The organism is Campylobacter concisus (assembly GCF_003048445.1).
Taxonomy (GTDB): Bacteria; Campylobacterota; Campylobacteria; order Campylobacterales; family Campylobacteraceae; genus Campylobacter_A; species Campylobacter_A concisus_BF.
In genome coordinates this window covers 1-15,027 of the sequence record NZ_PIQW01000012.1, presented here as the reverse complement: position 1 = coordinate 15,027, position 15,027 = coordinate 1, and the positions used below count along the sequence as shown (strand labels likewise).

The 15,027-nt window shown below is 42.8% G+C and carries 14 protein-coding genes; 12 read left to right on the top strand and 2 right to left on the bottom strand.

Annotated elements, in window-relative coordinates; translation table 11 throughout:
- Positions 1–18: 18 nt before the first annotated feature.
- The 5 genes from CVT14_RS08100 to cmoA are packed head-to-tail and all read left to right on the top strand — an operon-like array spanning position 19 to position 5,127.
- Entirely contained in the window at positions 19–879 is an 861-nt protein-coding gene (locus tag CVT14_RS08100; protein ID WP_107850090.1) for an NADAR family protein, read from the top strand.
- A gap of 41 nt (positions 880–920) precedes the next feature.
- Entirely contained in the window at positions 921–2,864 is a 1,944-nt protein-coding gene (gene ligA, locus CVT14_RS08095; protein WP_107850089.1) for an NAD-dependent DNA ligase LigA, read from the top strand.
- Positions 2,854–3,567: a TlyA family RNA methyltransferase gene (locus CVT14_RS08090; protein ID WP_107850088.1), complete on the top strand. Its 714-nt coding sequence runs from the start codon at positions 2,854–2,856 to the stop codon at positions 3,565–3,567. The genes ligA and CVT14_RS08090 overlap by 11 nt, the downstream gene beginning before the upstream one ends.
- The gene (locus tag CVT14_RS08085; protein ID WP_002939474.1) at positions 3,533–4,426 is read left to right on the top strand and encodes a bifunctional riboflavin kinase/FAD synthetase; all 894 of its coding nucleotides are present in this window, start codon (positions 3,533–3,535) and stop codon (positions 4,424–4,426) included. Before CVT14_RS08090 ends, CVT14_RS08085 begins: the two co-directional genes overlap by 35 nt.
- Complete coding sequence (gene cmoA, locus CVT14_RS08080; RefSeq protein WP_103612046.1) at positions 4,423–5,127, top strand: carboxy-S-adenosyl-L-methionine synthase CmoA; 705 nt, start codon at positions 4,423–4,425, stop codon at positions 5,125–5,127. The genes CVT14_RS08085 and cmoA overlap by 4 nt, the downstream gene beginning before the upstream one ends.
- A 147-nt stretch (positions 5,128–5,274) precedes the next feature.
- On the opposite strand, the gene fdhF is transcribed toward cmoA, so the two are convergent.
- Both fdhF and rpsO read right to left on the bottom strand, forming a co-directional pair.
- Positions 5,275–7,551, bottom strand: a complete 2,277-nt coding sequence (gene fdhF, locus CVT14_RS11080; protein WP_080658382.1) for a formate dehydrogenase subunit alpha — start codon at positions 7,549–7,551, stop codon at positions 5,275–5,277.
- A 356-nt stretch (positions 7,552–7,907) separates the two neighbouring features.
- Positions 7,908–8,180 carry a 30S ribosomal protein S15 gene (rpsO, locus tag CVT14_RS08065; RefSeq protein ID WP_004317763.1) on the bottom strand — a complete coding sequence of 91 codons (273 nt, stop codon included), beginning with the start codon at positions 8,178–8,180 and terminating at the stop codon, positions 7,908–7,910.
- Positions 8,181–8,326: 146 nt separating this feature from the next.
- Between rpsO and CVT14_RS08060 the strand changes: the two genes are divergently transcribed.
- From CVT14_RS08060 to CVT14_RS08030, 7 genes are read left to right on the top strand one after another with little or no spacing between them, the layout of a single operon-like run.
- On the top strand, positions 8,327–8,731 hold the full coding sequence (locus tag CVT14_RS08060; RefSeq protein WP_004317794.1) for an Rrf2 family transcriptional regulator: 405 nt from the start codon (positions 8,327–8,329) through the stop codon (positions 8,729–8,731).
- A 2-nt stretch (positions 8,732–8,733) separates the two neighbouring features.
- Entirely contained in the window at positions 8,734–10,929 is a 2,196-nt protein-coding gene (gene flhA / locus CVT14_RS08055) for a flagellar biosynthesis protein FlhA (protein WP_107850087.1), read from the top strand.
- Positions 10,930–10,938: 9 nt separating this feature from the next.
- A complete protein-coding gene (locus tag CVT14_RS08050) occupies positions 10,939–11,964 on the top strand; it encodes a DHH family phosphoesterase (RefSeq protein ID WP_107850086.1) in 1,026 nt (341 codons plus the stop codon).
- Complete coding sequence (locus CVT14_RS08045) at positions 11,961–12,188, top strand: hypothetical protein (RefSeq protein ID WP_021089755.1); 228 nt, start codon at positions 11,961–11,963, stop codon at positions 12,186–12,188. The genes CVT14_RS08050 and CVT14_RS08045 overlap by 4 nt, the downstream gene beginning before the upstream one ends.
- 9 nt (positions 12,189–12,197) lie before the next feature.
- Positions 12,198–12,608, top strand: coding sequence for a tetratricopeptide repeat protein (locus tag CVT14_RS08040; protein ID WP_002942627.1), 411 nt, complete (start codon positions 12,198–12,200; stop codon positions 12,606–12,608).
- Between the two features lie 17 nt (positions 12,609–12,625).
- Complete coding sequence (locus CVT14_RS08035) at positions 12,626–13,555, top strand: aspartate carbamoyltransferase catalytic subunit (protein WP_002942659.1); 930 nt, start codon at positions 12,626–12,628, stop codon at positions 13,553–13,555.
- Between the two features lie 2 nt (positions 13,556–13,557).
- Positions 13,558–14,835, top strand: coding sequence for a dihydroorotase (locus tag CVT14_RS08030; protein ID WP_107850085.1), 1,278 nt, complete (start codon positions 13,558–13,560; stop codon positions 14,833–14,835).
- Positions 14,836–15,027 lie beyond the last annotated feature (192 nt).

Here is a 15,027-nt window from a genome sequence, read left to right as displayed (position 1 = left end):
TGGCTAAAAAGAGGCTAGATGAAAAATTTATTGCCGCCACCTTGGATCAAATTTCCCCAGATTGCTCCATTTTCTATCGGCTGGAGGATGGGCTGCGGCGAGGATTATAAGTTTAAATTTAAAGAGTGGCTAAAAACGCTAAGTCAAGACGAGCAGCGCGAATACGAACAGCTCTTTGCTGAGCCTGCGACGTGGCGTGGATACTGGGACGAGAGGCTAGGCAAGGATAAGAGCACGCTTTTTATCAAGGATGATTTTGTTACCGACCTTTGGGAGCGTGAGCCTAGATATGATCTAAAGTGGCTTAAAAAGCGCTACAACGCTGGCAAGGCGGATAAATTTTTACTATTTTGGGGTCATCAAAAAAGTGCAAATTTAAGCGCAAGCTGCCTTAGTCAGTGGTATAGCTCTAGTTTTTGTGAAGATGAAACTAAATACATTTGCGCTGAGCAATATATGATGGCTAAAAAGGCTCAGTGTTTTGGCGATAAAGAGGCTTTGGAGCAAATTTTATCCGCCAAAGATCCAGCGCAGATGAAGGCGCTTGGCAGGCAGGTGTGCGGCTTTGACGCTAAGGTCTGGGACGAGGTCAAATTTGGCGTCGTGCTAAATGCGAGCTATCTAAAATTTAGCCAAAATGCCCATTTACGTGAATTTTTACTCCAAACTGGGAGTAAAATTTTAGTCGAGGCAAGCCCGGTTGATAAAATTTGGGGTATAGGCTTGGGCGCAAGCGATGAAAATGCGCAAAATCCTATGAGGTGGCGAGGGCAAAATTTGCTTGGCTTTGCGCTGATGAGAGCGAGGGACGAGATAGCAAAGGTCTATAAAAATGTCCATTTATGCGACGCAAGAGAGCTAAATTTGGATCATTTATAAAGTATGTTTAAGATAAAATGCGGTGTAAATTTGGAGCAAAAATGACAAAACAAGAGTACGAACGAGCGATAGATACGCTAAATGCGTGGGCAAAGGCCTACTACGACGAGGACGAGCCACTTGCAAGCGACGAGGAGTATGATGCACTATATCACGCGGTTTTAGCCTTCGAGCAGGCAAATCCCAGTGAAATTTCACTATTTTCGCCGACTAAGCGAGTGGGTGGTGGCGTAAAAGAGGGCTTTAGCAAGGCAAGCCACATAAAGCGCATGTGGAGCATGGAGGATATCTTTAGCCTTGGCGAACTTGATGCGTGGCTAAAGCGTGGCGATAAAGAGAATTTGACCTTTGTTGCTGAGCCAAAATTTGACGGAGCGAGCCTAAATTTACTATATGAAAATGGCGTTTTAGTTAGGGCGATAACCAGAGGCGACGGCGTTATAGGCGAAGATGTGACGCAAAATGCAAGGACGATAAATTCTGTTTTAAAGAGCATTAGCTACAAAGGGCTTATTGAAATCAGAGGCGAAGTCGTCATAAGAAAAGATGACTTTGAGCTACTAAATATAGAGCGCGCAAAAGAGGGCGAGGCGCCACTTTCAAACCCTAGAAATGCAGCTGCAGGAAGTCTCAGACAGCTTGATAGTGCAGTCACTGCAAAAAGAAAGCTACTTTTCATACCTTGGGGCGTGGGCGAACAGAGCCTTGGACTAAAAGATCACAGCGAGGTGATGAAATTTGTGCGAGATCTTGGTTTTGAGAGGGATGAATTTTTCAAAATTTTAAAAAAAGATGAGCTTGAGGCTGCGTATAATGAGCTACTAGCCAGCCGTGAGGCAAAGAGCGTGATGATGGATGGCATGGTGATACGAGTAAATGACCTTGCACGCTGTGAAGAGCTGGGCTACACAGTCAAATTTCCAAAATTTATGGTGGCGTTTAAATTCCCAGCCATTGAAAAGGTGACTAGGCTAAGAGATGTAGCACTTCAAGTTGGCAGAAGCGGCGTAGTAACGCCTGTTGGCGTGCTTGATGAGGTAAATATAGATGGTGCTAATGTAAAATCCGCCACCCTTCATAACTTTGATGAGATCGAGCGCCTTGGCGTTATGAAAAACGACTACATCGGCATCATCCGCTCAGGCGATGTGATACCAAAGATCACAAAGGTTTTTAAAGATAGGCGAGATGGCAGCGAGCAAGCGATTGATAGGCCTAAATTTTGCCCAGTTTGTGGCTCGCACCTGCTTGATGAAGGGGTCTTTGTAAAGTGTCAAAATTTAAGCTGCAGGGCAAGAGTGGTGGGCTCAATAATTCACTACGCATCGAAAAAATGCCTAAATATAGACGGCCTTGGCGATGCGATCGTAAATTTGCTATTTGACAAGGGGCTGATTGCTTGCATAAAAGATATCTACAGCCTTAAATTTGATGATCTCATGGCGCTTGAGGGCTTTAAAGAGAAAAAGGTAAATAACCTTTTAAATGCGATAGAGGCTAGCAAAGGTGCGGAGCTATCGCGCTTTATCACGGGTCTTGGCTGCGAGCACATCGGCGAGGTGGCGGCTAAAAAGCTAGCAAGCAGTTTTGGACTAGGCTGGCTTGATGCTAGCTTTGAGGAGCTTGTCTCGCTTGAGGGCTTTGGCGCGGAGATGGCAAATAGTTTAACCGACTTTGCCGAGGTAAATAGGGACGAAATTTTAGCTCTTAGCCAGATCGTGCAACCAAGCGTAACGCAAGTGCAGAGCATCTCAAACGCGCTAAGTGGCAAAACGGTCGTTATAACTGGCACGCTAAGTCGCCCAAGAGATGAGATAAAGGCCGAGCTTGAGAGCTTTGGCGCAAAGGTTTCTGGCTCAGTTTCTAAAAAAACAGACTTCGTCCTAGCTGGTGAGGAGGCTGGCAGCAAGCTTGACAAAGCAAATGAGCTAGGCGTGCTGGTGATCGATGAGAGCGAATATGAGAGGCTAAAACTTGAGGTTTGATAACTACGTCGCAAGCGTTTTAAATACAAGTAGAAACAAGGCGAGCGAGCTTATAAAATCTGGCAAGGTGCTTGCAGATGGGCAGATTTGCACCAAGGTTTCAAGCGAGGTTAGTGAGGCTAAAATTTCGCTACTTGATGAAATTTACGTTGGACGAGGCGCTTTGAAGCTAAAAAGCTTTTTAGAGGCTATGAAATTTGACCTAGCTGGCAAAAACGCACTTGATATAGGCAGCTCAACTGGCGGCTTTATGCAAATTTTGCTTGAGCGTGGCGTAAAGGGCGTGACTGGCGTCGATGTGGGCACTGATCAGCTAGATGCTAGCCTAAGAGGCGATGAGCGGGTGAAAATTTATGAAAAAACTGATGTCAGGGTGTTTGCTAAAACGCACAAAAATGAATTTAACCTCATAACCTGCGACGTGAGCTTTATCTCTTTGGCTGAAATTTTGCCAGCTATTTGCGAGCTAGCAAGCGAGAATTCGCTCATCATCACGCTTTTTAAACCGCAGTTTGAAGTGGGCGTTGGCGTAAAACGCAACAAAAAAGGCGTTGTCACCGACACTAAGGCTGTAAATTTAGCGATGAAGCGCTTTGAAGTGCTAGCAAGTAGCTTGAAATTTGAACTGATAGCTTGCAAAGAGTGCGAGGTCAAGGGAAAGGAAGGAAATGCCGAATTTTTCTACGCTTTTAACAAAAGATAACATCACTGCCGTTGCGATCGGGCACTTTGACGGCGTGCACAGGGGGCACAAGCAGCTTTTAAAACAGCTTGGCGAGTTTGGCGGACTTGTTGTCATTGATAAAAACAAGGCAAACATCACGCCAAAGCTAAAGCGAGCCGAGTACTCAAACTATCCTTGCTTCTTGTATGATTTTGAGAGTATAAAAGGGCTTAGCGGCGAGGAATTTATCGCACTTTTAAAGAGGGATTTTAAAAATTTAAAAAAGATCGTTGTTGGGTTTGATTTTAGATTTGGCAGAAACAGAGCGTGGGACAAGCACGATCTGAAGAGGATTTTTGATGGAGAAGTGGTCGTCGTTGATGAGGTTTGCTATGACGGCATGGGCGTGCATAGCTCCTCCATCAGAGAGCTGATACGCCAAGGCAACATCGATGAGGCAAACAGGCTAATAGGCAGGGAGTACTCGATTGAGGGCAACGTGATAAAAGGGCAGGGCATCGGCGCAAAAGAGCTGGTTGCTACGCTAAATTTAGATATAAAAAGCTATCTTTTGCCGCGCGAAGGCGTCTATGCGACAAGAACGAGGATGGGCTCATACACCTATGGCTCGGTCACTTTTATAGGCAACAGGCTTAGCACGGATGGAAATTTTAGCGTCGAGACGCACATCTTAGACGAGGTCGCGCCAAAAGTGACAAAGCACGTTGCTGTTTGCTTCATAAAACGTTTGCGCGATAATAAAAAATTTAATAATCTAAGCGAGCTAAAAGAGCAGATAAAACGCGATATAAACGAGGCTAGGCAGTGCGTGGGCGTGTGCGATCTCTTTTTTGGAGAGACGATGAGATACTTTGACGGATATGGAGCTGGTATATGAGAGATGAAATTTTTAAAGAGCCTATAAGCAAGCAGTTTGAATTTGATGACTTTGTGGCGAGCGTTTTTGATGATATGATCTCGCGCTCGGTGCCATTTTATGACGTGAGCTCAAATTTAAATGCAAAGCTACTTGCTAAAATTTTGCCAAAATCAGCAAAAGTGTGCGACCTTGGCTGCTCTACGGCAAATAGCCTGCTTTTGCTAAATAACCTTAGAAACGACCTCGTGTTAAGCGGTGTGGATAACTCTGAGGCGATGCTTGCAAATGCAAAAAACAAGGCAAAGGCTTATGGGGCTGATATAGAGTTTATCTTGGATGACATTTTAGAGTGCGAGCTAGAGGGCTTTGACGCTGTTTTGGCAAACTATACTTTGCAGTTTATCAGACCGCCAAAAAGAGCTGATCTGGTGCAAAAAATTTATAACGGACTAAATGAAAATGGCGTATTTTTGTTTAGCGAAAAGATCATCTTTGAAGATAAAAAGCTTACTAAAAGCGTCATAGAAATTTACGAGAACTACAAGCAAGCGCAAGGCTACTCACGCTACGAGATCGCCCAAAAAAGAGAGGCGCTTGAAAATGTGCTGGTGCCATACACCGAAGAAGAAAATAGAAACTTAGCCCTAAATGCTGGCTTTAAGCGTGTCGAGAGCACATTTAAATGGGGAAATTTTATGAGCTTTTTGGCGTTTAAGTAAAATTTAAAAATATCTGCTTTTGTATTTAAATATAAAATTTAATCATAAACATTGAATTTAAAATTTAGATTTTGCTTCGCAATGTCAGCATTTTTGGATAATGAAATTTAATAATAAAGAAATTTAGCGGGATAGCTCCCGCTAAATTTACTCATTTATCGCTGCGTTTCCGTGGTGGTGGAAGTCATCGTAGATGATCTTAGAAGTTTGGAATTTCTCGCGTTTTAGCTCGCGAACTCGTAAAAATTCCTCTTCATCGATCTTTTTGATCTGGATAGCTGCTTTAAATGTCGGAGTCTTGCTGATGTAGTCCCAACCGCTACTTGTTAACTCGTTGCAAGAGCTCTCCCAGTAGTGGAAAGTCATCTGGATGATGCCATCAGGCACGATGTCAGTCACTTCAGTTTTTACGACGATGTAGCCGTATCTACTCCAAGCTTTGATAAAGTCGCCTTGTTTTAGTCCGTATCTTTCTGCAAGTGCTGGGCTCATCTCAGCGATAGGTCCGATGCTATCTCCGCCCTCCTCGATGGCACGTGAGCGTCTTGTCATGGTGCCAACTGTGTATTGATAAACTTTTCTTGTAGTTAAAAGCTGTATCGGATACTCAGCGTCAGTCTTCTCATCGACTGAACCAGCCATGATAGGATACTCAGGCGACATATTCATCTTCTTAGCAAACTCAAGTTTTGCGCTCTCGATCTCATCAGCCTTATCCACAAATAAGCAAGGCACAAAGCGACCTTTGCCATCAGGTGTAAAGAATTTTTTATCAAGATAGAGGCTTTGACCACCCATATCATCTTCAGTTGGGCATGGCCAGTGAAGTCCGTGATATTTTTTAAGTCTATAATAGCTCATGCCGCCGTAGCGTCTAGGGTCGCATTTTCTAACTTCTTCCCAAATTTCTTCTGGTGAGTTGAAGTTAAAGCCCTCAGTTGCGCCCAAACGACGTGCGATCTCGCAAACGATCCACCAGTCTTGTCTAGCATCTCCTGGAGGTGTGATGACAGCTTCGTTGTGCTGGACACGGCGCTCTGCGTTTGTGTAAAGACCCTCTTTTTCACTACTTGCAACGCCAGGGAGAACGACGTCAGCTTTTAGTGAAGTCTCAGTTAAAAATAGGTCTTGAACCACGTAGAAATCGACATTTGCGATGCCTTTTAAGAAGTGGTTTGTATTTGGCTCAGAGATGACCGGGTTTTCGCCGATAGTCCAGAAGAAATGCACTCTGCCATCAAGTATCGCATCAGGTACTTCAGTCTTGTGGATGCCTATCTTTGAGTTTAAAAATCCAGGCTCAAGGTGCCACATTTTCTCAAACCAAGCTCTTTGCTCTGGGTCGGTGACTGAGCCAAGATTTGGGAAGATATTTGGTAAAACGCCCATGTCGCAGCAGCCTTGAACGTTCTCTTGACCTCTAAGCGGCAAGTCGCCTGTGCCAAGCTCGCAGATATTACCAGTGATCAAGAATAAATTTGATACATCACAAACTCCGCCAACGCCGTGGTTGAAGTGAGTTACGCCCATGCCGTGAGTGATGACGGCTGGTTTTGTAGTGGCATACATTCTAGCAGCTGCTCTTATGTCCTCTGGATTTAGCCTTGTGTATTTTGCTACAACCTCTGGAGCATAGTCTTTTACAGCTTCTTTGACGTACTCGATGCCTATTGTGTGATCTCTTACAAATTCCTCATTTACAAGGCCTTCTTCGATGATAGTGTAAAGAAGTGCGTTGATAACTGGGATGTTGTGCTCAGGCTCTAGCTGCAAGTGGATGTCGGCTCTACTTGCAAACTCAGTCTTGATAGGGTCGATAACGATCAGTTTTGCACCGCGGTTTAGCGCTCTTTGGATGTGCATAGCTGCTATTGGGTGGCCATTTTCTGGGTTTGAACCTATCATTAATATACAGTTACTATAGGTGCCAATCTCTGTAAAGCTATTTGTGGCAGCTCCGTTTCCGATTGTTTTAGCAAGTCCTGCTACTGTCGGAGCGTGTCAAATTCTGGCGCAGTGATCGACGTTGTTTGTGCCAATTACAGCGCGCATTAGCTTTTGAGCGACGTAGTTGTCTTCAAGCGTACAGCGTGCTGAGAAGTTTCCTGCTAGTGAGTCAGGGCCGTATTTCTCTTTTGCCTCTTTCATCTTTTCTACGACAAGGTCAAGCGCCTCGTCCCAGCTGGCCTCTTCAAATTCACCATCCTTTGAAAAGACTCCGTTTTTCTTTCTAATAAGCGGCTTTGTAAGTCTGTCTGGACTTGCAACGTAATCCCAGCCATAAAAGCCCTTTAAACATAAATTTCCTTGATTGACTGGATTGTCTTCGACGCCAGTAGCGGCACGAACGACGTTATTTTCCACGTGCAAGGTTACTTGACAGCCTGTCCCGCAATAAGGACAGATGACTTTGCCTTCTTTCATTACTTTCTCCTTCTAATTATGCATTTTTTGCATATTTATTTTGAGTAATATTACTAGCGCGAAACTTAATCTTTTATGAAAAATTCTTTATTTAAAAAATAAATTTTAATTTTAAGTTATATTTTATATAAAAATTAAAAAGCCGAATATATAGGAATTTAAAAAATATGCTAAATTTGCAGAAATTTCTAAAATTTATCAAATAAGAAATAAATTGTGTAAATTTGACACAGAAGCTGAAAGATGAAAAATTAAATTTAAATTTAGTTTGAGGCAAGATGTTTAAACAATAATAAAGAGAAATTTTGAAAGAAAAAAGTGAAATTTAAAGGGAGAGCAGATCGCTCTCCGTGGGATTATTTATCTCTTAAGCCAAGCTCAGAGATTAGTTTTGAATATGTAGTGTAGTCTTTGTTTTTAAGATACTTTAAAAGTCTTTTTCTTTGACCAACTAGTTTCAAAAGACCTAAACGTGATGAAAAGTCTTTTTTGAAAATTTTAAGGTGTTCTGTAAGTTCAGTTATTCTAGCTGTTAAAAGAGCTATTTGAACTTCTGGAGAGCCTGTATCTCCCTCTTTTCTAGCGAATTTCGCAACTATTTGAGCTTTTTTAGCCGAATCCAAAGCCATGATGACCTCCTGATTGGTGAATTTTGGAAGAGCGATTATAGCATTTAAAACATAAAGTTAGATAAAATTACGCTTTTTAAAAATTAATGAAAAATGCAGTAAAAATTTAATAAAATTAGGGTTATTTAAAGAGTTAAGGAAGATAAATGCTTTTTACAAAGGCAAGCGAATACGCTCTACTTTCGCTTATTTTAATATCTCAAAAATCATCGCCAGTCGATGTTGATACGATCTCAAATGAGCTTAAAATTTCAAAAAGTTTTCTGGCAAAAATTTTACAAAATTTAGCAAAAGATGGAGTTTTAAAGTCATTTAAAGGAGCAAATGGCGGTTTTGCACTAAACGGCGAACCTGAAAATTTAAGCATAAAAAAGATAATCGAATGCGCCGAAAAGCGCGAACTAAGCGTCTTTGAGTGCTCGTCTTCAGCGCTTGGTTGCCCATCAAATAAAGCCTCAAGCTGTCAAATTTGGTCGATGTTTAGTGGCCTTCAAGGCAAGATCGACGAGATGCTTGACGCGATAAAACTAAGTGACATCGTTAAGAAGTAAAGTTGGCAAAGCAAAAAAATAATATCTTGACTCTTGTCGCACCGTTTCTTGCGCCAATTGTCAAATTTAAAAGTCTTAGCATCGTTGGCATCATCGTTGCCATCCTTGCTATCATCATCGTGCCGCTTCCAAGCGCGGTGCTTGACTTTTTCTTAGCACTTTCGATCTCGATTTCAGTGCTTATTATTTTGATATCTATTTACGTACCAAAGCCGACTGATCTTAGCACGTTTCCAACACTCATTCTCATCATCACGCTTTTTCGTCTTTCGCTAAACATAGCAACTACGCGTATGATATTAAGCGAAGGTCACAACGGCCCAGAAGCGGTCAGCGAGATCATCTCAAGCTTTGGAAATTTCGTCGTTGGTGGCAACTTTGTCATCGGTACCATCGTCTTTTGTATCTTGGTGCTCATAAATTTCATGGTCGTAACAAAGGGTTCAACTCGCGTGAGTGAGGTGCAAGCGCGTTTTACACTTGATGCGATGCCAGGTAAGCAAATGGCGATAGATGCGGATCTAAACGCAGGTTTAATAGACGAAAAAACGGCGCGCGAAAGACGTCAAGCTATCATCGGCGAGGCAAATTTTTATGGCGCGATGGATGGTTCGTCTAAATTTATAAAAGGTGACGCCGTCGCTGGCATCATCATCACTATAATTAACATCATCGGCGGCTTTGCTATCGGCTCGTTTCAGCACGGCCTTGATATGGCGACATCTGCTCAGTATTACACGATCCTAACTATCGGCGATGGCCTAGTTAGCCAGATCCCAGGACTTATCACTTCAACAGCGACTGCTATCATCATCACAAGGGCTAGCAAAGACGACGAGGACTTTGCAGAGGGCACGCTAAATCAGCTATTAGGCGACTATAAAACCTTACTGATAGTGGGCTTCATACTATTTATGTTTGCTCTTGTGCCAGGACTTCCAACCCTATCTCTTGGCTTTATAGCACTGCTATTTTTAGGGCTTGGCTACATCATTAAGCAGACCAAAGATGGTGGGCTAAATTTAAACCTTGCACCAAAAGAGAAAACTGCTTCTAAAAAGGCTGGCGGCGCTGCGCCAAGTGGGGCAGGGGCGGCAGCTGCGAGTGGTGGGGCTGCTAAGGCACCAAAGAAGAGCGACGAAGAGATCGCAAGAGAAGAAGAGACAAAGATAAATGACATCTTAAAGCTTGAAATTTTAGAGCTTGATCTGGGATATGGCCTGCTAAAGCTAGCTGATGTGGATCTAATAGAGAGAATTCGCGCTATGAGGCGAAACATCGCTTCAAGTCTTGGCTTTTTGATGCCAAAGATAAGGATCCGCGACAACCTCCAGCTACCGCCAAACGAGTACCGCTTTAAGCTAAAAGGCATCGTGATCGGTCAGGGCGAAATTTACGCGGATAAATTTCTAGCGATGGATAGTGGTCTAGTTAGCGAAGATATCGAGGGGATTCCGACAAAAGAGCCAGCTTTTGGGCTAGACGCTCTTTGGATCGATGCTAGTGTCAAAGAGGACGCCATACTTAGCGGCTACACGATAGTTGATCCTGCAAGCGTCATCTCAACGCACATGAGCGAGCTTATCAAGCAAAACGCAGCCGAGCTTCTAACTCGCCAAGAGACGCAAAATTTACTAGACAAACTAAAGATCGACTACCCAGTCGTGGTCGAGGATACGCTAAGGATCGCACCTATAAATTTGATCCAAAAAGTCTTAAAAACGCTGCTTAAAGACAATATCCCGATCAAAGACCTACTTAGCATACTTGAAGCCATCAGTGACATCGCCGAGGTTAGTAAAAATTTAGATATGATCATCGAGCATGTGCGTGCAGCGCTTTCGCGTGTCATTACTTCGCTTTATGTAGATGAAAAGGGGCAGCTAAATTTTTATATCCTAGACACAGCTGCACAGCAAAAGCTGATGGATGCGGTGCAGTATAAAGACGGCGCATATCACCTAATGATAAACGTAGCGCAGACATCATCGATCGTGCAGGCGCTAAGGCGTGAAAAAGAGAAACGACCTATGAGCCAGCATGGAGAAATGGTGCTTTGCGTGGAGCCAAGCTTGCGTAAATTTATAGCAAATATCTGCGCAAATTTTGCCATCGACATAGTGGTGCTAAGCTTTGCTGAGATCTCGGCAAATACGCCATTTGAAACGGTTGGCGTCATAGAAATAGAAAATTTATAAAGGAAAAAGATGAAAATTTATCACCTCTCACACACCGATCTTGACGGATACGGAGCGCAATACATAACAAATTTTTACTTCAAAGATGTGAAATTTCTAAACTCAAACTACGGCAGAGAGATAGATGATAAATTTTATCAAATTTTAGATGAGATAGATGCCTCAAATGATGGTAAAAACGTCATCTTAATCACCGATCTAAATTTAACCCCAGCTCAGTGTGAGAGCTTTGAGGAGATGATAGAGGGTAAAAATATCAAGCTATTTTTGCTAGATCATCACCAAAGTGGTACCGAGTGCGCGAGCGCTTACTCATGGTATTTTTTAGATAGCTCAAGGTGCGCTACAAAGATCACTTACGACTTTTTTGCGGGCATCTTTGGTCAAAACAAGGAGCTTGAAATTTTTAGTGACGTCGTAAATGCCGTGGATATCTGGCTAAAAGATGATAAAAATTTCGAGATGGGCAAGGTTTGTTTGGGGCTTGTGGCAAACGCTAAAGAGATAAATAAGGTGATGTTTGAAGCTGAAAACAACCTCTATATGGATCATATCTTAAAAGAAGCGAGCAAATTTTTTAACGAGAAAAACGACTACATAGGCCTTGATATGCAGGTACATGCTATTAAAAAGTCATTTTTCAAAGAGGATAAAGACGATACGCTAAGCAATCTAATCTCAAACTACGTCGTAAAAAAACTTAGTGAAAATAAAGAGAAATTTAGCATAAGCTATAAAGATCATAAAGGAATTTTAACCTACAATGTCGGCAATGTTTCTGTTATCGGCAACGACTTTTTGGTGGCAAATCCTGAATTTGACTTCTTTATTGACGTGACAAATAAAAAAACGCTAAGCTTTCGCGCAAATGGCAAGCTAGACGTTAGTGTCATGGCAAAACACCTAGTTGGCGGCGGCGGACACGTCAATGCAAGCGGCGGGCTATTTGCAAATTTCAAAGATGGCTTTAGCTATGAGCCGATTAAAGCCCAGATAGTTGATCTAATAACTAAAAAAACACAGGAGGAGATATGAAAGAAGAAGAGGTAAGCGTAGAGGAGCTTAGCTACGAGCTTAGCATGGTGCTTGAAGCGATGTTTTACTATGCTGGCGTGAAAAAAGATAAGCTTGAAGAGGCGGCAAATCTCTATGTCGAGTGCATCGACGATGCGCTAGAAAACTCTGATGCTAGCGGTAGCGACGAGGTCATAGAGATAGTTGAATATATGAAAAAACACCATTCAAAGTTATTTAAATAAGGAGAAAATATGAAGAAAATTTTAGTTTTAGCGGCGGCACTTTTTGCGTTAAATGCTATGGCAAATGAAAATTTAGACAAGGCAAATGAGCTTTATGCAAAGAAAAATTTTAACGAGGCCTATCTTGCTTTTAATAAAGCATGCGGCGAGGGTGAAAAAAAAGCTTGCACTATGAATGCGATCATGCTATTTAACGGCGATGGCGTGGCAAAAGATAAAGCTCAGGCTGAGAAAATTTTTACAAAAATGTGCGACGAAAATGAGGGCATGGCCTGCGAAAAACTAGGCGAAATGACAGCTTATGGCCTCATAAAAGACAAAGATGATAATGAAGCAAAAAGCGAAGAGAAGGCAAAAGCTTTGTTTAAAAAAGCTTGCGATAACGGCTATAAACCAGCTTGCGACTTTGTAACAAAATAGATCAAAAAGGGCTTAAAATGGGCTACAAACATAAAGATTTGATAGGAACTAGAGAGCTTAGCAAGGAAGAAATTTTATATTTTCTAGAGGCGGCAAAAGAGTTTAAGGAGCTAAATTTAAGCCAAGTGAAAAAAAATGACTACCTTCGTGGAAAGACCACGATCAACGCATTTTATGAAAACTCGACAAGAACTAGAACATCCTTTGAGATCGCAGCAAAGAGGCTTGGAGCTGATACAATAAATTTTAGCTCATCAAGCTCTAGCGTGACAAAAGGCGAGAGCCTAAATGACACGATGAATAACATGGCTGCTATGAGAACTGATATCATCGTGCTTCGTCACCCAAGCTCTGGTGCGGCAAAATTTGCAGCTGATAGAACAGAGGCTAGCGTCGTAAATGCAGGGGACGGCACAAATGAGCACCCAAGCCAAGCTCTGCTTGATCTTTTCACACTAAGAGAGCATGGTAAAATTTTGGATAAAAATTTAAACGTGGCGATCATCGGTGACATCGCTAGAAGCCGCGTGGCAAGGTCTGACATCTGGGCGATGAAGAAATTTGGCATAAATTTAAAGCTCTTTGCGCCAAGAATGATGATGCCAAAAGACGCTGAGGTCTTTGAGTCTCAAATTTGCAAAAATATGGAGGAGGCTTGCGAGGGCAGCGACGTCATCATCATGCTTCGCATCCAGCTAGAGCGTGGCGGTGCGGACGTGGCATTTCCAAGCTCGAGAGAGTACTCGAAATTCTTTGGACTAAATAAAAATAGGATAAAGCTAGCAAAGCCTGATGCGATCGTGCTGCACCCAGGACCGATAAATAGGGGCGTGGAGCTAAACTCAGACGTGGCTGATGGCACGCACTCAGTCATACTAAATCAAGTTGAAAACGGCGTTGCTATAAGAATGGCGATACTAAATACGCTTGCAAAAAATAGGGGCTAACGATGAAAATAGCAATAATTAACGGCACTATCGTAAATAGCGACGAGAAATTTAAGGCAAATATCCTAATAGAAAACGGCAAAATAGCCAAAATCGGAGGTGAGAAATTTGAGGCTGATAAGGTCATAGACGCTACAAATAAGCTCGTCATGCCAGGACTTATCGACATGCACGTGCATTTTCGCGATCCTGGTCAAGAGTATAAAGATGACATCATCTCAGGCTCGCAGGCCGCCGTGGCTGGAGGAGTGACCACCTGCCTTTGCATGGCTAACACAAACCCAGTAAATGACAACGCCTCAATCACAAGAGCGATGATAGAAAAGGCTAAAAACTGCGGGCTAATCGATCTTTTGCCGATCGCTGCTATCAGCAAAGGGCTTGGTGGCAACGAGATCGTCGAAATGGGCGATCTTATAGAGGCTGGCGCAGTTGCATTTAGCGATGACGGCCTACCAGTGACTAGCTCAAGCGTGATGAGAGCGGCACTTGAGTACTCAAGCATGTTTGGTAGCTTTTGTATAAGCCACTCAGAGGACTGCTCGCTTTGCAGACAGGGCGTCATGCACGAGGGTAAGGTCTCGGCCATACTTGGACTTCGCGGCATGGCGAGAGAGAAAGAGGAGATCGCAGTGAGCCGTGATATGTTGCTCGCAAAGCTCACCAAAGCGCACATTCACATCGCTCACGTAAGCTCAGAGTACTCGCTAAAGATCATCGAAATGGGCAAAAAAGAGGGCATAAACATCACTTGCGAAGCCACACCTCACCACTTTAGCTTTAGCGACGATGAAATTTTGAAAAATGCCTACGATACAAATTTCAAAATGTCGCCGCCACTTCGTGAGATAAACGACGTAAAAGCGGTGAGAGAGGCACTAAAAAGCGGACTAATAGACGTTATCGCCACCGACCATGCCCCACACCACACGGACGAAAAGATAGTGGAATTTGACAAGGCGCCATTTGGCATCATCGGACTTCAAACCCTTGTGCCACTCACTCTTAAGCTCATAAATGAGGGCGTTATAAGCTTAGAGCGCATGGTGGAGCTAACATCTACAAATGCAGCTAAGATGCTAAATTTAAAAGATAAGGGCAGGCTTGCTGAGGGCATGCTAGCTGACATCGCGGTGATAGATCCTGAGATTGAGTATATTTATGATGAAAAGATAAACCGCTCAAAATCGGTAAATTCTCCACTCTTTGGCAAAAAGCTAAAAGGCGCAGCGACCACCACGATAAAAAGTGGCAAGATAGTTTATGAGTTTGGAAAATAAGCCAAATTTGCTCGCACTTGCGGGCAAATTTGCTTTAGATGCTTTGAGATATAAAATTTGCTAGAAATTTCTAGCAAATTTTACTTTTCATGAGTTATATTTTTTAACGATACCGCGAACGACTTTTTCTATAAAAAGTGCAGAAGCTACTTCACAGTGCTCTCTTGTAGAGTGCGGTGAGTAGATGTTTGG